17 protein-coding genes are annotated in these 19,956 nt (G+C 68.2%); 10 read left to right on the forward strand and 7 right to left on the reverse strand.

Annotated features, from left to right (window positions below; all coding sequences use genetic code 11):
- Nucleotides 1-19 precede the first annotated feature (19 nt).
- From NN2_RS15795 to NN2_RS15815, 5 genes are all read right to left on the reverse strand, one after another.
- Nucleotides 20-592 (reverse strand): TetR/AcrR family transcriptional regulator, encoded by a 573-nt coding sequence (locus NN2_RS15795; RefSeq protein ID WP_063014376.1) that lies wholly within the window; start codon nucleotides 590-592, stop codon nucleotides 20-22.
- 88 nt (nucleotides 593-680) lie between these two features.
- Entirely contained in the window at nucleotides 681-1,676 is a 996-nt protein-coding gene (locus NN2_RS15800) for an oxidoreductase (RefSeq protein ID WP_063014420.1), read from the reverse strand.
- Between the two features lie 42 nt (nucleotides 1,677-1,718).
- Complete coding sequence (locus NN2_RS15805) at nucleotides 1,719-3,563, reverse strand: hypothetical protein (protein ID WP_245658725.1); 1,845 nt, start codon at nucleotides 3,561-3,563, stop codon at nucleotides 1,719-1,721.
- A gap of 313 nt (nucleotides 3,564-3,876) precedes the next feature.
- Nucleotides 3,877-4,662, reverse strand: coding sequence for an enoyl-CoA hydratase/isomerase family protein (locus NN2_RS15810; protein ID WP_063014378.1), 786 nt, complete (start codon nucleotides 4,660-4,662; stop codon nucleotides 3,877-3,879).
- Nucleotides 4,663-4,775: 113 nt separating this feature from the next.
- On the reverse strand, nucleotides 4,776-5,936 hold the full coding sequence (locus NN2_RS15815) for a DNA polymerase IV (protein ID WP_063014380.1): 1,161 nt from the start codon (nucleotides 5,934-5,936) through the stop codon (nucleotides 4,776-4,778).
- A gap of 90 nt (nucleotides 5,937-6,026) precedes the next feature.
- Here NN2_RS15815 and NN2_RS15820 point away from each other — a divergent pair, with 90 nt between their 5' ends.
- The 3 genes from NN2_RS15820 to NN2_RS15830 all read left to right on the forward strand — a co-directional run bounded on the left by NN2_RS15820 (nucleotide 6,027) and on the right by NN2_RS15830 (nucleotide 7,885).
- Nucleotides 6,027-6,581 (forward strand): TetR/AcrR family transcriptional regulator, encoded by a 555-nt coding sequence (locus NN2_RS15820; RefSeq protein ID WP_063014382.1) that lies wholly within the window; start codon nucleotides 6,027-6,029, stop codon nucleotides 6,579-6,581.
- 27 nt (nucleotides 6,582-6,608) lie between these two features.
- A complete protein-coding gene (locus tag NN2_RS15825; protein WP_063014383.1) occupies nucleotides 6,609-7,097 on the forward strand; it encodes a PaaI family thioesterase in 489 nt (162 codons plus the stop codon).
- A 170-nt stretch (nucleotides 7,098-7,267) separates the two neighbouring features.
- Nucleotides 7,268-7,885 (forward strand): DUF1707 SHOCT-like domain-containing protein, encoded by a 618-nt coding sequence (locus NN2_RS15830; RefSeq protein WP_063014384.1) that lies wholly within the window; start codon nucleotides 7,268-7,270, stop codon nucleotides 7,883-7,885.
- A gap of 94 nt (nucleotides 7,886-7,979) precedes the next feature.
- On the opposite strand, the gene lon is transcribed toward NN2_RS15830, so the two are convergent.
- On the reverse strand, nucleotides 7,980-10,424 hold the full coding sequence (gene lon / locus NN2_RS15835; RefSeq protein ID WP_156511345.1) for an endopeptidase La: 2,445 nt from the start codon (nucleotides 10,422-10,424) through the stop codon (nucleotides 7,980-7,982).
- Between the two features lie 215 nt (nucleotides 10,425-10,639).
- Between lon and NN2_RS15840 the strand changes: the two genes are divergently transcribed.
- The 3 genes from NN2_RS15840 to NN2_RS15850 all read left to right on the forward strand — a co-directional run bounded on the left by NN2_RS15840 (nucleotide 10,640) and on the right by NN2_RS15850 (nucleotide 13,711).
- Nucleotides 10,640-11,929, forward strand: coding sequence for a hypothetical protein (locus tag NN2_RS15840; protein ID WP_169812413.1), 1,290 nt, complete (start codon nucleotides 10,640-10,642; stop codon nucleotides 11,927-11,929).
- Entirely contained in the window at nucleotides 11,926-12,834 is a 909-nt protein-coding gene (locus NN2_RS15845) for a hypothetical protein (RefSeq protein WP_063014386.1), read from the forward strand. Before NN2_RS15840 ends, NN2_RS15845 begins: the two co-directional genes overlap by 4 nt.
- A gap of 139 nt (nucleotides 12,835-12,973) precedes the next feature.
- On the forward strand, nucleotides 12,974-13,711 hold the full coding sequence (locus NN2_RS15850) for a TetR/AcrR family transcriptional regulator (protein ID WP_063014388.1): 738 nt from the start codon (nucleotides 12,974-12,976) through the stop codon (nucleotides 13,709-13,711).
- 25 nt (nucleotides 13,712-13,736) lie between these two features.
- Here NN2_RS15850 and NN2_RS15855 read toward each other — a convergent pair whose 3' ends face one another.
- A complete protein-coding gene (locus tag NN2_RS15855) occupies nucleotides 13,737-14,786 on the reverse strand; it encodes an AurF N-oxygenase family protein (RefSeq protein WP_063014390.1) in 1,050 nt (349 codons plus the stop codon).
- Between the two features lie 306 nt (nucleotides 14,787-15,092).
- Here NN2_RS15855 and NN2_RS15860 point away from each other — a divergent pair, with 306 nt between their 5' ends.
- From NN2_RS15860 to NN2_RS15875, 4 genes are all read left to right on the forward strand, one after another.
- Nucleotides 15,093-16,097, forward strand: a complete 1,005-nt coding sequence (locus NN2_RS15860; protein WP_030514094.1) for a zinc-binding dehydrogenase — start codon at nucleotides 15,093-15,095, stop codon at nucleotides 16,095-16,097.
- 125 nt (nucleotides 16,098-16,222) lie between these two features.
- The gene (locus NN2_RS15865) at nucleotides 16,223-17,578 is read left to right on the forward strand and encodes a DUF445 domain-containing protein (protein ID WP_063014392.1); all 1,356 of its coding nucleotides are present in this window, start codon (nucleotides 16,223-16,225) and stop codon (nucleotides 17,576-17,578) included.
- Between the two features lie 53 nt (nucleotides 17,579-17,631).
- Complete coding sequence (locus NN2_RS15870; protein ID WP_063014394.1) at nucleotides 17,632-18,423, forward strand: TIGR03084 family metal-binding protein; 792 nt, start codon at nucleotides 17,632-17,634, stop codon at nucleotides 18,421-18,423.
- 355 nt (nucleotides 18,424-18,778) lie between these two features.
- On the forward strand, nucleotides 18,779-19,588 hold the full coding sequence (locus NN2_RS15875; protein ID WP_063014396.1) for a hypothetical protein: 810 nt from the start codon (nucleotides 18,779-18,781) through the stop codon (nucleotides 19,586-19,588).
- Nucleotides 19,589-19,956: the final 368 nt, after the last annotated feature.

Here is a 19,956-nt window from a genome sequence, read left to right on the forward strand (position 1 = left end):
GGCCGGGCCGGTGGGTCGATCAGAGACAGCGCAGGGCGACTTCGGCGATACCGGCCAACGTGTCCCGGGAGGCGCCGCCGCGCGCCGCGACTCTCATACCGCCGATGGTGGCGACGACGAATTGGGCCAGATCGGACGGATCGGCGCGCCCGTCGATCTCATCCGACGCCTGTCCGGCACGAATCACGCCGACCAGGGCGGACATCCGACGGTCGAGGTCGGCACGCAGCATAGCGGCGACCTCGGGGTCACGGGGGCCCATCTCCACCGTCGTATTCACGACCAGACATCCCAATGGATCGTCGTCGGGTGCATCCACCACCCGCCACAGCAGCGCCTCGATCTTGTCGCGCACCGAGCCGGGACCGTCGAGCAAGGCGAACGTGTCCGCATTCTTGGTCTCCATGTACCGCCGCAGCGCCCGCTCGAACAGATCGTGCTTACTGGTGAAGGTGTTGTAGATACTCGAGCGGCCCAAACCGGTGGCCGCGCAGAGGTCTTGGGTGGACGTGCCCTCGTAACCGGCGCTCCAGAAGGCTCGCATGGCCGCTTCCACCGCGCCCGGCTCGTCGAACTGCTTGGGTCGTGCCATGAGCTCACGCTAGCACATTTTGGATAGATCAGTACAAAATTGAGGTGAGCGAGCGGCGAACGTCCGATCCGGACGCCCGCCCGCTCGATCAGAATTCGCCGGCCACCGCGAGGACGGTGCGCCCGGAGTGGTGACCGCTGCGAATGGCGTGCAGTACCGCTTCCGCCTCGGTGATCGGCGCCACATGCTCCAGCGTCGACAGATGCCGGGGCTTCAGGTCCTTGCCGAGCCGGGCCCACAGCGCGCGCCGCTGCTCGATCGGGAAGTTCACCGAATCGATGCCGAGGAGACTGACCCCGCGCAGGATGAACGGCATGACGGTGGTGGGAAGTTCGGTCCCACCGGTGAGCCCGCTGACCGCCACCGACCCGCCGTAGCGGACGGTGCTGAGGATGTGGGCCAGCGATTTTCCGCCGACGCTGTCGACCGCGCCGGCCCACTGCGCCTTACCCAGCGGACGAGGCTTGGCATCCGGATCCTCGGGCAGACGGCCGATCACCGCGGCCGCGCCGAGGGTGGACAGCAACTCGCCGGCATCGGTCTTCCCGGTGGAGGCGGTGACCTCGTAGCCGAGGCCGGACAGGATGTCCACCGCGACACTGCCGACGCCGCCGGTCGCGCCGGTCACCAGCACCGGTCCGTCACCGGGATTCAGGCCGCGATCGAGCAGTGCCTGCACACTCATGGCCGCGGTGAATCCCGCGGTGCCGAGGGCCGCTGCCTCACGCGGGCTCAGCCCCTCCAGCTTGACCACCCATTCGGCGGGCACGCGCGCGTATTCGGCGAAGCCGCCGTTGTGCGCGACGCCGATCTCGTACCCGTGCGCGATCACGAGATCACCCACCGTGAAGGCGGCGTCCTCGGAGGCGACCACCTCGCCGGTCAGGTCGATACCGGGAATGATCGGGTAATTGCGCACCACACCGCCGCGCGGGGTGATGGCCAGCCCGTCCTTGAAGTTCGCACTCGAATAGTGCACCTTGATCGTCACCGTGCCCGGCCCGAGGAAATCCTCGCCCACCTCCTCGCGGGCCAGTACCACGCCGTCGTCGGTCTCGTGCGCAACCATCGCCTGGAACTGCATGCGTCCGAGCATAGGGGGAGCGATGCCCCACGGCTATGGCAGTCAGCGGCCGAATGCCGCCACGCCCACCGGTCCCACCCCGATACACACGTCCAAACCCGGTGTGCGCGAGCCGATTCGCACGATCTCACCGCCACCGACGAGATGGACGAAGACGGTGTGCACGCCTGCTTGCACCGGCGCCACCACGACGTCGCCGTGCTCGAGCGCCACGGTGATCCGGCCGTCGCGGTTGGCGAAATAGTTGATCTGCGCGGTCCAGCCGTGGTCCAGCATCGGCCCGTCGAGCCACAGGGCCACCGGTTCGGCGCCGTCGACGCGATATCCGCAGCCGGGTTCGGGGCCCGCCAGAATCCGGCGGTTCCACCACACCGACGCGTCCACCAGCGTCCCGTCGTCGGTGAGCATCCGCAGCTGCGGCGTGGCGACACCGAACGCCCCGGGGCCGGCGATCGGCCCGAGCACCTGCGCGATGAGGTTCTGCGGATAGGTCATCGGCGTCAGCACCCCCCACGGCACCTCCTGCTCCAGCAGCGGGGCGCCGTGGCGATCCGCCAGTGCGGCACGGGCATTCGTGAGGTAGGTGCGCGTCGGCGAGATCTCCCACGACCGGGCGAACGATACGGTCGTGCACACGCTGCTGACCACGAACGCCGCGGTCAGCCCGATCGCCGCGAACCGCGATCCGGCCACGCGACTCTCCGAACGAGGGCGGCGGGGACGGGCGGCAAGCAGCAGCGCGATCGCCGCCGCCAGCACCACGGCGACATCGGCCAGATAGCGCAGCGACTGCATGAGTTCGGCGGCGGTGTTCGGCCCGCCGCGGATCAGCACGATCGGAAGCTGAACGACCAGAACGTATCCTGCGACCAGGACCCACACCGGCAGCACTCGGCGGCGCAGTCGCAGCGTCACCAGCACCACCGCGGCGAGGATCAGCCAGGCGAGCACGACGGTCCACCCCGGGGGCGTGGCCCACGGTGTCGACGGCAGCCAGCGCGCCCACACCCACGGCCCGCCGAGCAGGGTCGGGACGATCCCCAGGGAGATGGCGCTGTGGAGCAGTCGCCGTGCCCCGGCCAGGCTGGTGTCCACCGCGATGTGGTCGGCGACGGTGAGATAGGCCGCGGCCCAGCCCGCGAGAATCAACGCCGAACCGGCCCACAGCGCCGCTCCGGCGCGCGTCACGTCGCGAACCGCCGCCCAGGCACTCGGACCGGCATGATCACCCGTTGGCTCTGCCTCATCGGTATGCGCGGCACCGACGGTGCGGGCGCCGACGATATAGCGCTCCAGCACCGCGACGGCGAAGGCGACGAACGGCACCACCACTGCCTTCTCGAAGAACAACAGTCCCACGATCAGCACCAGCAGACCGGAGATCGCATAGCGTCCGCGTCCCGTGCGCACCAGCAGCACCGCATCCGCGATCACCCAGGCCAGCGCGAACTGCAGCGGCAGCGCGTTGAGCGAGGCCGCCCACCAGGCGAATGCCGGAAGGGTCAGCGGACTGAACAGATAGCCGATCAACGGAATCAGCACGGCCCAGCGCAGGGCTCCGGCTCGCCGTGGAAGAAGCACCAGCAACATGCGCAGCACCGCGACCGAGGCCGCGAGCTGCAGCAGCACCATGGTCACCACCGGCCCGGCCCACTGCAGCGGCGCGATGCGGGTCACCACCCACGCGGTCGCGAAGGCCAGGGGCATGAAATGGCCGTCGTGGTCGTAGAGCAGCAGATCGGCGGACCAGAGCGGATAGCGATCGGCGCGGCCCACCAGAATGAGGTCGTCCCAGTAGAAATAGCCGCGCCCGGCCACCCAGCCGCGCAACCCGAGCTGCGCGAGGATCAGCAACACCGCCACCAGCAGAACGGGACGACGGATCACCGTGCGGAGACCGGCGGAAACGACGCGCAGCGCGGGCGCCGATCCAGCGTGGTCCACGGCGGGGGAGCCGACCGGGGCAACCTCCCTCGGCTGGTATCGGGTGCCGGACGAGGCGACCTGCGCAACGGCGCCGAGAGGAGCGCTCCCGCGATCGTTGCGGTCCGGGGGTCCGTCGCCACGGTCTTCGTGCCCGTCGCCCGGCCGACGAGGCGACCGCGCCGGGACCCACCCGCGTGCGAAGCCGGGCGCGGAGAACATGGCACCCCACCCTAGTGGCCCACGACCGGGCTCGCTCGCGGCGACGGTCAGGCCCTCACTCGAAGGCGGGGGCGCGCTTGCCGAGGAATGCCGCGATGCCCTCGGTGCCGTCGGGCGAATCGGCACAGGCCGAGATGAACGCCGCCTCGCGTGCGGTCTGCTCCTCGAGCGTGTGCGAGGAGCTCACCAGCAGCAGCTTCTTGACGCTGGCATTCGAATGCCGGGGCCCGGCCGCGAATTCCGCGACCACTTCGTCCACGGCGGACGCGAGTTCGGCATCCGGCACCACGCGATGCACGAGATTCCAGTCCAGCGCCTCGGCCGCGGTCAGGGTGCGGTTGGTGAACATGAGCTCCTGCGTGCGGCGCAGGCCGATCAAGCGGGGCAGATAGTAGGAGGCACCGCCGTCCGGACTCAGTCCGGCCCGGGTGTAGGCCATGGTGAATGCCGCCGATTCGCCCGCGAGGACCAGATCACCGGCCATCGCCAAGCTGAAGCCGGCGCCCGCGGCCACACCGTTGACCGCCACGACGAGCAGGGCGTCCATCCGGGCGAACGACGAGAGGGCCTCGTGCAGGTCGTCGGCCAGTCCCTTGACGTAGTGGCCGGCGCCGCCGCCCTGGGCAGCCATCGCCTTGAGGTCGCCACCGGCGGAGAAGAACCTGCCCGCACCGGTCAGCACGACGACCTTCAGCGCCGGATCGTCCACGCACTGTCCCGCGATATCGGCCAGTTCCCGGCCGAGGACGTGGTCGATACCGTTGGCGGCCTTCGGCCGGTTCAGGGTGATCCGGGCGACGGGGCCGGTCCGCTCGAAGGTGATCGTCTCGTACTCGCTCATGGCTGCCTTTCGGTCGAGTCTGCGGGCCCAGCATGACAAACGGCCGCACTGCGCGCGACGCCGCCACCACCGAGGCATATCCGGCATCCCGGCACGGAAACGCGGGGACCTGGCTATTGCGGGACGAGCTCGAGTCGCACCCCGAGCAGCCGGACCGGCCGATCGAGTTCGAAACGGTCGATGATCTCGAGTGCGACCGTGGTGATCGCCTCCGCGTCGATCGTCGGTTCGGGCAACTTCTTCTGCTTGGTGCGCGTATAGAAGGTGTTGGTACGCACGGTGACTCCCACCCGCGTGCCGATCCGGCCGGCCGCCGCCATCTCCTCGGCGACCTCGCGGGCCAGCCGCGCTACCTGCGCACGAATTTCCTCGCGATCGGTCAGATCGTGCGGGAAGGTTTCGGATCTACTGCGGCCCACCGGGATACGCGGCTCGGTTACCACATCGGTGTCACCGGCGCCGTGGCCGAGAACCCAGAGGTAGGGCCCGGTGGTGGGGCCGAATTCGGCGGCCAGGACATTCCGGTCGGCGGCGGCGAGCTGGGCGACGGTGTCGATACCGAGGGCCGACATTCGCTGCGCGATGCGATTGCCGATACCCCACAGCGCGCTGGTCGGCCGGTGCGCCATGAGTTCGTTCCAGTTCTCGGCGGTGAGCCGGAAGATGCCCGCACCGAGGTCGGCGGCCGGAGGTGCCCCCGCTGCCTCGCTGTGCGAATTCTCCTGTCCCACCGCTTCTTCCGAAGCTGGGATCACGCCCTTCGAGGCCGTGCTGTTCGCACCCGTGGCGTCCGTGCCTTTGCCGACGCTCTTCGCGAATCCGGTCGCCAGTTTCGCGCGCAATTTGTTGTCGCCGATACCTATCGAACAGGTGAGGTTCAATGTCGCTATCGCACTGCGGATTTCGCGAGCGAGCTGTTCGGGATCGTCGGTGTCGGCGGCGAGGAAGGCCTCGTCCCAGCCCAGCACTTCGACCCGCACCGGAAAACTCCGCAGCACCTCCATGACCTCGTCGGAGGCCTCCTCGTAGGTGGTCATGTCCAAGGGCAGGAACACTCCGTCCGGACACTTGCGGACGGCGGTGCGCAGCGGCATTCCGGCCCGCACGCCGAAGGTCCGCGCCGGATACGACGCGCAGGTGACCACCTTGCGCGGTTCGTTCGGATCACCGTTGCCGCCGACGATCACCGGCTGCCCGCGCAGCTCGGGATGGCGGCGGAACTCCACCGCCGCCTGGAATTGGTCGAGGTCGACGTGCAACAGCCACCTGGCCACGAGACCGTTCTTACCGCACGGCACCGACAGCCGGAGGGACTTCGCAGGTAGTGCCTTGCGCCGACGCCGAAACAGAACTAAATTCTGGTTATGAAGATTCGAGATCGGTTGCTGCTGGCGGCCGAGCGGCAGTTCGCCGAGCACGGGACGCTCGACGCGACGCTGAGCCGGATCAGGGCCGACGCGGGAGCGAGCGTCGGCGCGCTGTACCACCACTTCCCGGACAAGGCCGATCTGTACCGGCAGGTATGGGCCAATGCGCTGGCCGACTACCAGCGCACTTTCTGGGCGAGCATCGCCGACAGCACCGACGCCGAGAGCGGAGTCACCGCCGGAGTCACCGAGCATCTGCGCTGGGTCACCGAAAACCAGTACCGCGCAACAATTCTCATGTCACCGCGGCCACCCGGAGTACGCGACAGCGACAGCAATCGGGAATTCCTCACCTCCGTCGCGCGCTGGTGGCGCACCCACGCCCGCTACGGCACGGTTCGAGACCTGGAATTCGACCTGCTGTACGCGCTGTGGCTGGGCCCGGCGCAGGAGTACTCGCGGCAGTGGGTGAGCGGCAGCATCCGCACCGCGCCGACCGATGTCGCCACGGAATTGGCCGCGGCGGCGTGGAAGTCGTTGCGTAACAACTGACAACTCCGACAGCAGAGGACAGTGCAGATGGACGAGGTTACCGCGTCACCACCGCGACCGGCTGGTGTATCGACCGACAAGCTCACCGTAGAGCAGGCCCGCGCGGTATTGGCCGCGCAGCCGTTCGCGCAGCACGTCGGCACCGAGATCACCGAGTTCGAGGGCGGTGCGGCCACTTTGGTGATCGACGTGGGTCCCGAGCACGCTCAGCAGTTCGGTTTCGTGCACGGCGGGGTGATGGCCTATCTGGCCGACAACGCGCTCACCTTCGCCGCCGGATCCGCGCTGGGCCCGAACGTACTGACCGGCGGCTTCACCGTCACCTACCTGCGCCCCGCGCGGGGCGGGCGGCTTCGCGCGCACGCGACGGTCACCGACGCCACCCGCCGCCAAGCCGTCACCCGCTGCGAGATCTATTGCGACAGCGATGGTTCCAGCACGATATGTGCCGTCGCGCAGGGCACGGTGCGCGTGGTCGAGCGAGCTCTGCCCACCAACGGATCACGTGAGCCGTAGGCGGGGATCACCGCGAGCGCACCGGCGGGGAACCCTTACGCCGCTGCACAGCACCGCGGTCGGCGAGCACGGACACCCGGCACGGCAGCACACGTGGGTGCTGCGCCGACCGATATGCCGGTCGCGCACCGCACGTAGGATTTCGGCATCACGACCATGAGGATGTGCCGATGACCGAATCCCCGGACCGCCGCCCGGACATCGCCCGTGGCCGGCCGGCCCCCACGGTACGCATCACCGACCACGAACGCGCCCAGGTGGAGCGGCTGCTGCGACTGGCTCTGAACGACGGCTCCCTCGATCTCGCCGAGCTCGACCGGCGCCTGGCCGTCGCCTACGCGGCGGACACCCGCGAGGAGCTCGCCGCAGTCACCGCCGATCTGCCGGTGGCGGCCGCGCGCGAACCCCTGGTGCTGAGCACCGTCAGTGGTTCGCTGCGCAAGGACGGTCGGTGGATCGTGCCCGCCGAGATCACCGTCTCCGCCGCCTCCGGTTCGGTGCGCCTGGACTTCACCGAGGCGATCTGTCCGCACGCCGTCGTGGACGTGCACGTCGGAATCGCCTCCGGCAGCCTGCGATTGACGGTGCCGCACGGCTGGCAGGTGGATCTGGACCGGGTGTCCTTCGTCAGCGGGAGCGCGAAGAACCGGGTGACCGAACCACCGCTGCCCGGCTGTCCGACCCTGCGCATCGACGGATCGATCACCTCCGGCTCGATCCGCGCCCGCTACCCGAAACCGCCTCGCCGCTCCTTCTGGGCTTGGTTGCTGCGCCGCCCGCGCCGCTGACCGGCACGGCCGGATGCGGGCCGGAACACGGCGAGAGGCCGTTCACCCGGAAAGGTGAACGGCCTCTCGACTCGTGACGGCCGATCGTTGCGGATCAGGCGCTGGCCGCGAATGCCTCGTAGGCCGGTTCGGCGACCGGTTCGATGGCGTAGGCCAGGATGTCGGCCACGTCGGCGACGGGGCGGACATCCAGTGCGGCGAGCACCTCGGCGGGGACCTCGTCCAGGTCCGGCTCGTTGCGGGCCGGGATGAAGACCGTCTTCAAACCGGCACGCTGGGCGGCCAGCAGCTTCTGCTTCACGCCGCCGATCGGCAGGACCCGGCCGTTCAGCGTGACCTCGCCGGTCATGCCGACGTCCGCACGGACCTGCCGGCCCAGGGCCAGCGACACCAGGGCGGTAACCATGGTGACGCCCGCGGACGGACCGTCCTTGGGCACCGCACCCGCCGGGAAGTGGATGTGGATATTGCGATCCAGCACCTTCGGTTGGATGCCGATCTCTTCCAGGTGCGAGCGCACATAGGTCAGTGCGATCTGCGCGGATTCCTTCATGACGTCACCCAGCTGGCCGGTCAGGGTCAGTGAGCGTTCGCCCTCGGCGGCATTGGCCTCGATGTAGAGGACGTCGCCACCGGCACCCGTGACGGCCAGGCCGGTCGCCACACCGGGGACCGAGGTGCGTTCCACCGAATCGGGGGTGAAGCGCGGACGGCCCAGGTAGTCCTTCAGATCGCCCAGACCGATCACCAGTGGCTCGGAACCTGCTGCCGCACCGGGCTTTTCACCGTAACCGAGCCCAGGCTCGTAGCCCAGGTCGATCACCGTGGCGTCCGAATCGCCGTCCGCCGCAACCGTCTCCGCACCGAACTCGTCCTGCGACAGCCGAGTCGCCGCCTTGCGCAACGCCTTCGCGAGCAGCCGCTCCAGCTGACGCACACCGGCTTCCCGGGTGTAGTTGGCCGCGATCTCCCGCAGCGCCTCGTCGGTGAACGACACCTCCTCGGCGGTCAGCGCATTCCGTTCCAGCTGCCGGGGCACCAGGAAGTCGCGGGCGATGGCCACCTTGTCGTCCTCGGTGTACCCGTCGACGGTGATCAGTTCCATGCGGTCCAGCAGCGGGCCGGGAATGGTCTCCATGACATTCGCGGTCGCGATGAACAGCACATCGGACAGATCCAGGTCCAGATCCAGGTAGTGGTCGCGGAAGGTGTGGTTCTGCGCCGGATCCAGCACCTCGAGCAGCGCGGCCGCCGGATCACCCCGGAAGTCCGAGCCGACCTTGTCGATCTCGTCCAGCAGGACAACGGGATTCATCGAACCCGCCTCCTTGATGGCACGCACGATCCGGCCGGGCAGGGCACCGACGTAGGTCCGCCGGTGACCGCGGATCTCGGCCTCGTCGCGCACACCGCCCAGGGCGACGCGCACGAACTTGCGGCCCAGAGCCCGCGCCACGCTCTCGCCGAGCGAGGTCTTACCGACACCGGGAGGGCCGGCCAGCACCATCACGGCGCCGGAGCCACGACCGCCGACGACCTCCAGACCACGCGCGGCCCGGCGGGCGCGCACGGCCAGGTATTCGACCATGCGGTCCTTGACCTCTTCCAGCCCGTGGTGATCGGCGTCCAGCACCGCGCGAGCAGCCGAAACATCGGTGCTGTCGGTGGTTTTCACCGACCACGGCAGATCCAGGACGGTATCCAGCCAGGTGCGGATCCAGCCCGATTCCGGACTCTGATCGCTGCTGCGCTCGAGGCGGTCGACCTCGCGGAGCGCGGCCTCGCGCACGTTGTCCGGCAGCTCGGCGGTCTCCACCCGGGTGCGGTAGTCGTCCGCGCCGTCGGGCTCGCCTTCGCCCAGTTCCTTGCGGATCGCGTTGAGCTGCTGGCGCAGCAGGAATTCCCGCTGCGACTTCTCGACGCCCTCGCGCACATCCTCACTGATCTTCTCGGTGACCTCGACCTCGGCGATGTGGTCCTTGGTCCACCCGATCAACCGGGTCAGGCGCTCGGCGACATCGGGAGTGTCGAGCAGTTCACGCTTCTGCTCATCGGTCAGGTACGGCGCGTAGCCGGCGGTATCGGCCAGGGCCGACGGGTCGGTCAGCCGGTTGACCACATCGATGACCTGCCAGGCCTCGCGACGCTGCAGGACCGAGACGACCAGCTGCTTGTATTCTGCGGCCAGCTCCTTCGTGTGCGCGTCGGGTGCGGGTGTGTCGACCGGTTCGGCCTCCACCCACAGCGCGGCGCCCGGACCGGTGACGCCGTGTCCGATCTTCGCCCGCTGCTCGGCCTTCAACACCGCGGCAGCGGCGCCACCGCGCATGCGGCCGACCTGTTCGATGGTCGCGATCACACCGTAGGCGGCATAGCCCTCGTCCAGACGCGGTGCGAGCAACACGGAATCCGACTTCGCGGCCCGTGCGGCGTCGATGGCGGCCTGTGCCGATTCGTCGAGCTCGATGGGGACGACCATGCCCGGCAACACGACCGGATCGGTCAGAAACAGCACCGGCAGACGCTGTGGAGTACTCACAGATTCAGCCCCTTCCAAAGCATGCCCCGGATCCTGTGTTTCTTCGCCTCCAGGGTTGAGCGCTACCTACTCAACTACATGGTGTGCCGAGTTGTTCCAACCCCCTGTTCACCGGCAGCGAACGACGTATGACCGGCGGCTACGCGACTCGTAAGAGAGTGATGCGCGAACTGTCTCACTGTGTTAAACAGGTCACCTACAGCAAGGAGGCGGTTGTGGAGCGTCCGTATCGGCTCGTGATCTGGGGGCCCGGGGACATGGGTGGGCGAGCGCTGCGGACCGCGCTCGAATCGCCGGACTTCGAGGTGGTCGGGGTCAAGGTGTTCAGTCCGCACAAGCACGGCCGGGATATCGGCGAACTGGCCGGGCTGGCGCCGGTGGGGGTCGCGGCGACGACCTCGAAGGACGAAATCCTGGCCCTGGACGCCGATTGCGTCGTCCATACCCCGACCACACCCGCGCTGATCCAGGGCGCCGACGCGGACGTCATCGATCTGCTGGAATCCGGCAAGAACGTCGTCTCCGCGGCGAGTTATCACAATCCGTCGATGCCGACCTGGCTCTCCGCCTCGCGGAGTCCGCTGTCGGTCCTGCGCACGGTGGCGGATATGAAGGTCACCGGTGATGCGTTCGGCGCCCGGCTGCGACCCGCGTTGCGCGCATTGCGGGCCGGGATGCGCGCCGTGGATTCGGCGCCCGCGCGGCCGTTGCGCCCGGTCCTCGAACGGCTGGCCGGCCCGATCGTCGATCGCGCCCTGCCCCGGCGGGCGCTGGGTAGCCGGTTGCAGGCGGCGTGCGAGGCGGGCGGAGTGTCGTTGCACGGCACGGGATTACATCCGGGTCTGATGGTCGAACAGCTGCTGCTGCGGCTGGCCGGACTGCTGGACGAGATCACCGAGGTGCGATTCCTGGAGGTCGGTGACCTCTCGGCCGCACCCGACGGGATGTGGGGCGGTTTGGAAAGCCTCGGCTTCGGCATGCCGTTGAGCGCGGTGGACACCAACCATGCGATCGGGCTGATGCAGCACTTCTACTTCGACGCGGTGCTCGGCAATGTGGCGCACGCGCTGTTCGGCGCCGGTCCGGACGAGGTGCGCGTGGAACGCCACATCTCTCCGGTGCCCGCGCGGGAGCGAGTGCGAGCGGGCGGAACCGTGATCGAACCCGGCAGCGTCGGCGCGATCCACATGACCTATCGCGGCTATCTCGGCGACCGCCTGTTCATGACGAATTCCGAATGCTGGCACGTCGGTGGCGGCAATGCGCATCTGGGACCGGACCATCCGCGCAGCCGCTCCGGCGGCCATGTGATCACCCTCGACGGCACCCCGGCCCGCATCGAGATGCGCAACGAGATGGACGACGAGGCCTACAGCGCCGACTGGTCCGCGGTGACCGACATCTCGGTGCGCGCGATGCTGAGCGCGGTCCCCGAATTATGTTCCGCACCACCGGGAGTGGTGATGCCCGACCTGGATCCGCGCTATCGGCTGGAGACCGTATGAGCACTCCGATCATCCCCGTCGCGGTGCTGGGCACCGGGCCCCTCTCCGACCTGCTCGCCGCCCGCATCGACGCACGCTCCGATCTGCGATCGGCCGGGCGGATCACGGCGGCGCAGCTCGCACCGACGGAAACCGAGTGCGTGGTCTACGTGCCGACCGTGGAAGAAACCGGTGGGAATCCGAGCACGAAGGTGCTGCGCTTGCTGGCGGACGGCCTGGATGTCGTCTCGGCCCTTCCCGTCGACGGGCTCGCCGAGATTCGGGACGCCGCCCGTCGTGGAGGTTCGACATTCCATGCGACGGGGGGCTTTCCGACCCAGCTCGCCGCCCGGATCACCCGCGCACTGGCCGAGGTCACCCGCGATATCCGCCGCGTCGAACTCGAGGAGGAGCTCGCACTTCCCGAATGCGGCATTCATCCCTGGAACAGCCTGGAGGACACCGGCATCGGCACGTCCACCGCCGCACGGGCGAAGGCGGCCGCCGCGGCCGTGAGCGGCTACTACGAAGCCGGACTGCGGGTGCTCGAGGAAGCGGTCTTCGGTGAGCGGTCCGAACCGGAGGCCACGCTGTCGATCGAAGTCGTCACCACGGACACCGGAATCGTCGACACGGTGATCATCGAACGCGAACTCGGCTCACGACTGAGCTACCGGTCGACCTGGACCGCCCGCGCGAAAGACACAGCGCCTCTGCGATATCGGCTTACCACGGCTACCGACACCGCGCGCGGCACGGCGACGGTCGAATTCCATGACACCGCCGGAACCCATCCCGCGGACCATGTCACCGCGGTGGCGGTTCTCGACGCGATCCACCCGATCCACGAGAGCGCACCGGGCATCGCCCACCGCGACCTGTCGATCACCCCTCTGAAACCCGACCCTCGGCTGACGCTGCACTGATCGTGCAAACCTCGCCGGTTTGTGCGGATTTCTCGCATTTCCGTCGAGGTTTGCACGGAAAGTTCACCTCGTCCCCGCACCCGGACCGGACGCAACCGAAGCTCATTCGCGCGGGAGTCGGTGATTTAAACTCGACCGCGTGGCGATTCCCTCCCCGTCCGAACCGGCCCCGATCGGGGGCCGGCAGGCGCGGTGGCAAACGCACAACGACCGGCGGCGGAGCCGGATCGTCGGGGCGTTGATCGAGCTGCTGGAGGAGTCCGGCGGGGGCGCCGAGATCTCGATGCAGCAGATCGCCGCGCGGGCAGGGCTGGCCAAATCGGTGGTCTACCGGCAGTTTTCGGGGCGGGACGAACTCGATCGGCGGGCTCGGACCGCGATCAGTGAGCAGTTCATCGATACCGTCGACGCGGCGCTGGATATCTGGGACGGATCCATCCATCGAATCCTGCACCGCACGATCGCCGCGGTCGCGGACTGGCTCACCGAGCACCCCCGGCTGTACGACTTCGCGCGCGGCGGGCCGGCGATGGGGGATCCCGACGATGTGGACGCGCTCAGCAGTATCAAGGCCACCATCGCGGCTCGGACCCGGCTGCTGGTGTCGAGCCTGGCGGGGGTGATCGGCGTGGTCGACGAGGCCACGGCCGACACGATGACCTTCGCCATCGTGTCGATGACCGAGGCGACCGTCAGCCGGTGGGCACGCGATCCCAGCCCGCTGCTGAGTCGCGAACAGCTGATATCCGAGGTCGCCGGCTACGCCTGGAGCGTGCTCGACGGCGCGGCGCGCGCCCACGGATTGACCCTGGATCCCGAACTGCCACTGATCGAACTGATCAACGCGCTGGCCGAGGGAGCCGACGACACCCCGTGAGCAGGCGCCGCCGGGTCCCGGCAGGTCAGGCCGCCAACCAGCCGACGAGGGAGCCGACCACAGGCAACCTGTCCGCCATCGCGGCCGCCGCGTTGCGCCGCTCGGGCTCCCCGCGATACCGCGACCGTTCGCCGTCGACGTGCAACAGCGACCACAGCTTGCGGGTCACCGGATTCATCAACCCCAGCTCGTCGGCGAGTTTGCGCATATCGCCGAAGTAGCCGGACAGGATCCGCCGTGCGTGCGGGGCATCCCAGAACGCCTCCCGGATGACCTCGCGCGGAATGTCGAATTCCTTCGCGAACGAGCGCGGGGGCGCCATGATCTCACCGGCCAGCCAGCGCATCGTGATCGGAAACGCCAAGGCGCACATGGCTTTACCGAACGGGCTCATCCGCTCGATATGCGCCTTCAGGAACTCGCCGGCGAAGGAGATGTGCCGGGCCTCCTCGGCGATGTGGATCTGCATGGTGCGCAGCACCGCGGGGGGCATCGCCTCGCCCTCCCGGATGATCGCCTTCTGATAGTGGTCGATCGGCTCCTCACCACCGAGAATGCCGATGAACAGGATGGCGTGCGCGTAGCCGCCGGCCACGCCGATGAAGGGCGACAGCGCGCGGAACAGCGGGCGCATCCCCGGGACGTCCACGCCGATCCGGTTGATCAGCTCCTGGAACATCTGGATGTGATTGCACTCTTCGGTCATCTCGTGCAGGCAGTAGCGAAACTCCGGAGATCCGTTGGGGAGCTTCATGATGTACTGCATCATGCCGCGGATGAGAATGCTCTCGAAGGCGGCGCCGACCTTGATCACGTTGGCCGTGCGCCACTTTCCGATCTCGATCCTGCGCTCCAGCGGCAACGACCTGTACCAGTCGGTTCCGCCGAGCGGGTCGAGCTCCGGCGAGAGCACCCATCTCGGATCGTCGGGATCGATCGCCAACTCCGGTGAATCCCAATCGATATCGAGATAGGGGTCGAAATTGCGATGGACGGATCCCTCGGACAGGATCGCCAGCATTTCTCGGTAGTCCGGGCCGAATATGTCGGTACGAACGGATTTCGACAGCGTCATCGATGTCTCCTGTGCTCTGCGGGACCCCCGCACCCGTTCGGCCCGGCGAGCGGGCTTCGCAGTGTGGCTCATCGGGCCTCCTAGCTCCCATCCGCCGAGGCGCGGCCCCGGCGGCGGTCGACACCCAGCAGGTGTGGTCCTTCGAGGATATATGGGACTCACAGTCCCACACAATCCCCGAACCCCGGAGAGTCGCCCGGGCGCCCGCAGTCCTGCCGTACGCAACTCCGAACGGAACCGCGATGACGGTGCGATACTCGACCGGGCCCGCGGGTCCGCCCGCCCGATCCAGAGGAGTAGCCCGACATGCTGGCCGCACGCCTTCACCTGGGACCACAGCGCCGACTGGAACTGGATGACGTGCCGACGCCGGAGCCGGGCCCCGACCACGTCCTGGTCAAGGTCGAAGCGGCAGGGGTCTGCCTGTCCGATGTCCATCTCATCGACGGGACGCTGACCCCGGTGATGCTCTCCGGTGACGTGGTGACACTCGGCCACGAGGTCGCGGGGACCGTCCACGCTCTCGGGCCGGATGTGACGGGCGCGAAGGTCGGAGATCGGGTGCTGCTGCAGGCCGGCGAACGACGCGGCGGCGCGGTGTTCACCCGCGGAGTCGACTACGACGGCGGGTGGGCGGAATACACCCTGGCCCGGGTCGACACCCTCGTACCCATTCCCGACGATCTGCCCTTCGAGCAGGCCTGCTTCATCCCCGACGCGGTCTCCACGCCGTGGGCCGCGATCACGGCGACCGCCCAGGTACGGCCCGCCGAGCCGGTCGGCGTCTGGGGTGTGGGCGGCCTCGGCGCCCACGGGGTGCAATTGCTGCGCATGGTCGGTGCGGCGCCGATCGTGGCGGTGGATCCGCTGCCGGCGGCACGGGAACGGGCGCTCGGTTTCGGTGCGGATCTGGCCTTCGATCCGGCCGATCCCGAACTGCGAGCACAGATTTTCGCCGCGACCGGGGGCGCCGGCTTGGCGGCCGCCTTCGATTTCGCCGGCGTGGCAGCGGTGCGCGAACAGGCCGTCACCTGCCTGGGACCGGGTGGGCGACTGGTTCTGGTAGGCCTGACCGACAAGCCGATCACGATCACCGGGGGCATCGGTTTCAGCTTCTTCCAGCAGCAATTGCGTGGACACTACGGCTCGCAGCCCGAACACGTCACCGAACTGGTGACGCTGCGGCGGCTGCATCGTCTCGATCTCGCCCGCTCGGTCAGCGCGGTGCTGCCGCTCTCGCAAGCACCGGACGCGGTGCGGGCGCTGGAAACCAAACAGGGCAATCCGATTCGACTCGTCCTGCGCCCCTGAACGGGGTGCGTTTGCCCCGCCGACCAGGGCAAGTGCCGCCCCGCCGCATTGACACCGTCTGGCCCCGGTGAGAATGTGGGGACCCAGTCAACTCGCAAGTCCGCACGGCGCAAGGGGGATCCACGATGGCGGTAGTCGCCGGCGGTGTGTTCATCGACTGGGAACAACTGACCGGACAGTCCAAATTCGTCGTGGACCTGATCACCTTCCCGATCTTCAGCGCGGTGGCCGGCTGGCTCACCAACTGGACCGGCGTGCTGATGTTGTTCTGGCCGTTGCAATTTCGCGGCGTCCGGATTCCGGGACTGAAGGTGCTGTACCCCTATTTCCCACGCCGGGTGCAGGTGCTGCCGACGTTTTCCGGCGACGGTAGACAACTCGGTTTCCAAGGCTTCATCCCCGCTCGCGCGGAGAAGATGGCCAGCATCTGCGTGGATATGGCAATCATGCGGATCGGCAGCCCGCGCGATTTCATCCACGAACTCGATCTGGAAGGTATCGCCGACTACATCGCCGACCGCGCGCACGAACAGTTGCAGCAGATCGTCGACGATGTGATGTACCGCGAGAATCCGGAACTGTGGCGAGCCGTACCGCGCCCGGCGAAACAGATTCTCTACCAGCGCATCGACCGCGAACTGCCGAAACTGTGCCGGCGCGGATTCGAGCAACTCGGTGACAATGTCGACCACCTCATCGACATCAAGAGTTTCGTCATCCGCTATCTGCAGGCCAATCCGGAGATCCTCAAGGATCTGACCACCACGATCGCCGCGCCGGAGCTGCGGTTCATGGTGCGGATCGGCCTGCTCGGCGCCCCGTTCGGCGTCCTGCTGGCGCTGTACATGCATGTCCACTCCGACATTCCGGTGATCGGCTGGCTCCCGGGATGGCTGGTGGTACTGGCCGCGGCCGCCACCATCGGCGTGCTGGTGAACATGATCGCCATCAAGATGGTGTTCGAGCCCGGCGATCCACAGCCGCGCTACAAATACCTCTGGCGGCAGGCACTGCTGGCCAAGCGGCAACCGCAGGCCGCCGACGACCTCGCCCAGATTCTGGCCTATCAGGTGCTGACCCTGCCGAATCTGGCGGCGGAACTGCTGGACGGACCCAACGGGGACAAGACCCGTCAGCTCGTGGAGCATCTGATCGCCGACGAGATCCGCGCCCAGCTGGGACCCACGCGCTCGGTCGTGCGCGCCGCCTTCGGTGCGCGGCAGTTCGACAACCTGCAGGTCGGCGCCGCCGGGGCCGCGGTGAGCCTGGCGCCGAGCCTGGTGCAGGACGAGGCCTTCGCCTTGGACCAGGCCAAGAAGATCGACGAATTCGCGGCGCGGAAACTCAAGCAGCTCACGCCCGGTGAGTTCATGGAGATGTTCTACGCCTCGGTCGAACAGGACGCCTGGCTGCTCTATCTGCACGGCGCGGCACTGGGCCTGCTAGTGGGCGGCGTGCACCTGCTGATCTTCGGCTGGTGACAAACAAGCACGCATGCTTGCATTTTTTTCGGGGCATTGCCATGCTTTCGGTCATGGCTGACCTAGAGGCGCTGCTCGACGACTTCGAGGCCGAATGCGCGGACCTGGACCGGCTGGTCGCGCCACTGGATCCGGCCGGCTGGGCGCGGGAGACACCGGCCCCAGGATGGACCATCGCCCATCAGATCGCCCATCTGACCTGGACCGACGAGGTGTCGACGATCGCGGCGACCGATGCCGAGGCGTTCGCCGAGTTGCTGCGCGAGGCGACCGCGAAGATCGCGACCTTCGTCGACGACGCGGCCGCCGAGGTGGCGACCACACCGGCGCCCGAACTGCTCGCGCGGTGGCGGCGGGGTCGGGCCGGTCTGGCCAAGGCGCTGCGCGCGGTGCCCGCGGGCACGAAGTTGCCCTGGTTCGGACCGCCGATGAGCCCGATGTCGATGGTGAGCGCGCGGTTGATGGAGACCTGGGCCCATGGTCAGGACGTCGCCGATGCGCTGGGCGCGGTGCGGACCCCGACGGCGCGCCTGCGCAATATCGCGCATATCGGCGTCCGGACCCGCGATTTCGCCTATACCGTGCACGGCCGCCAGGCCCCCGCGGAACCGTTCCGAGTCGAGCTCACGGCACCGGACGGGTCGATCTGGAGCTGGGGTCCCGAGGATGCCGCGCAACGAGTGAATGGTTCGGCATTGGACTTCTGCCTGCTGGTGACGCAGCGCCGGCATCGCGACGATCTGCCGTTGACGGCGACGGGAACCGACGCCGCGCAGTGGCTGACGATCGCACAGGCCTTCGCCGGGCCCCCGGGATCGGGGCGCGATGCCGGCCAATTCGCCTGAAAAGTTCCGGTTCGAGCGGGCGAGCGCCGACTCAGGTTGCGACGTGCTTGTGGCCGACCGGACGCCGTTGGCCGGAGGACTTCGAGATCGCAGCTCGAAGTTGACGCTCGCCAGCTTTCTCGGGTTACCCGGCGTCGATCCGGCGCAAACCTTCGCACCGCTCGGTGGCCGGCGGCGTACCGGCACCGACCGAATGGGGTGAACAGCGGTTTTCACGCCGCTACGCCCGCTGTTGTGATCTTGACCGCAGGCCTCGGAATCCCTTGCGCCAGGCAGTAACCTGGACGTGCGTACGACTTTCAACGGTGCGGGTCGGCCACGAGGGGAACCAGGGGAGAGGGAAGGACGCACCGCTATGGCTCAGTCCGCGCAGTCCCGGTCCACCGGCCAAATTCTGCAATACACCGCTGTCGTGCTCGCCGGAATGGCGAGTATCGGCCTGACCGTCGCCGCCGGAACCTATGTCGTCAACCAGATCGGCGGCGCGGGCCTACCGGCCGTCATCGGCTCCGGCGAGCGAGGCGACACGCTCGTCCCGGCGCCCGACACCCGCCAATCCGACACGTCGTCGAACACCGGCCCGGCCACCACCGGTTCGTGGGAGGCGGCCGCGGCCTCACGCCGCCTGCCCGCCTTCGCGGCCGACGCCGCGGCGATGCCGGCACGTCTCGTGCCCGAATCGGCGGACCGCTCACCGAATACCGAAACATCCTCGGCGACAACCGGCCCCGGCGGCGTCGGGGGCCGCCTGAACCTCACCGGCGAAACCTACGTCGGGGCGAATCTGTCCAGGACACAACAGCATTCGTTCGCCGTCACCGTCGACACGAATGTGCCGTCGGCACTGGGCGCGAACGGCTCCCCGGATCAGCGGCCGGGCGCCGCGCCGAATGCGGTGACCGAATTCCGTACCGACGTCGACGTGCACAGTGGTGAGTTCAGCGTCGCGATGAGCGATCCGCTCCTGGGCCGCCACGACGTTCAGGTCCAGCGGCACGCGCGGCCGGCTCCAATGCCGTCGCACCATCCACAGCAGATTCCCGCGGACCCGGCCGGCACCGATTCGACGGAACCGACGGTGGGCCCGGCGACCACGGCGGCAGCCGGTTCGCCCACCGCGGCAGCCGGGTTGACCACAGCGCCACCGGATTCCACGCTGGCATAGCGTTTCGACGCCCTCCCGGCCGGGTACCGTCAAGGTGCCTGGCCGGTTGTCGTCTGTGCCCGCTCCCGTCGAGCACACTCGAAACGTACTGGTCGTTTGCCGCATTTGTCCTTGTCAGCGGTTATCCGCCACTCGACGTGCGGAGCGCACGTTATTCCCCGGTAACCGTTTAATAAAAAGGAATTCTGTAGTACTTTTGTGGCAAGCGTGGAACAGGGAGGGCCTATGGGCCACATCAGGTACGCGAGCGACGTCGGGGCTCCGGTGGAGGTCGCATTCACGTACACCGACAACCATCTGTTCGTCCCGGATTGGATGTTCGGCATCGCAGCGTTCGAACCCGTCGGCGAGGCCGGCCACGGACCGGG

It is taken from the genome of Nocardia nova NBRC 15556 (assembly GCF_001613005.1).
Taxonomy (GTDB): domain Bacteria; phylum Actinomycetota; class Actinomycetes; order Mycobacteriales; family Mycobacteriaceae; genus Nocardia; species Nocardia nova.

Excerpts from the sequence above, each read along its gene's own strand:
- NN2_RS15795 (WP_063014376.1), bottom strand. The coding sequence starts at position 592 with ATGGCACGACCCAAGCAGTTCGACGAGCCGGGCGCGGTGGAAGCGGCC.
- NN2_RS15800 (WP_063014420.1), bottom strand. The coding sequence starts at position 1,676 with ATGCAGTTCCAGGCGATGGTTGCGCACGAGACCGACGACGGCGTGGTA.
- NN2_RS15810 (WP_063014378.1), bottom strand. The coding sequence starts at position 4,662 with ATGAGCGAGTACGAGACGATCACCTTCGAGCGGACCGGCCCCGTCGCC.
- NN2_RS15820 (WP_063014382.1), top strand. The coding sequence starts at position 6,027 with ATGAAGATTCGAGATCGGTTGCTGCTGGCGGCCGAGCGGCAGTTCGCC.
- NN2_RS15825 (WP_063014383.1), top strand. The coding sequence starts at position 6,609 with ATGGACGAGGTTACCGCGTCACCACCGCGACCGGCTGGTGTATCGACC.
- NN2_RS15830 (WP_063014384.1), top strand. The coding sequence starts at position 7,268 with ATGACCGAATCCCCGGACCGCCGCCCGGACATCGCCCGTGGCCGGCCG.
- NN2_RS15845 (WP_063014386.1), top strand. The coding sequence starts at position 11,926 with ATGAGCACTCCGATCATCCCCGTCGCGGTGCTGGGCACCGGGCCCCTC.
- NN2_RS15855 (WP_063014390.1), bottom strand. The coding sequence starts at position 14,786 with ATGACGCTGTCGAAATCCGTTCGTACCGACATATTCGGCCCGGACTAC.
- NN2_RS15860 (WP_030514094.1), top strand. The coding sequence starts at position 15,093 with ATGCTGGCCGCACGCCTTCACCTGGGACCACAGCGCCGACTGGAACTG.
- NN2_RS15865 (WP_063014392.1), top strand. The coding sequence starts at position 16,223 with ATGGCGGTAGTCGCCGGCGGTGTGTTCATCGACTGGGAACAACTGACC.
- NN2_RS15870 (WP_063014394.1), top strand. The coding sequence starts at position 17,632 with ATGGCTGACCTAGAGGCGCTGCTCGACGACTTCGAGGCCGAATGCGCG.
- NN2_RS15875 (WP_063014396.1), top strand. The coding sequence starts at position 18,779 with ATGGCTCAGTCCGCGCAGTCCCGGTCCACCGGCCAAATTCTGCAATAC.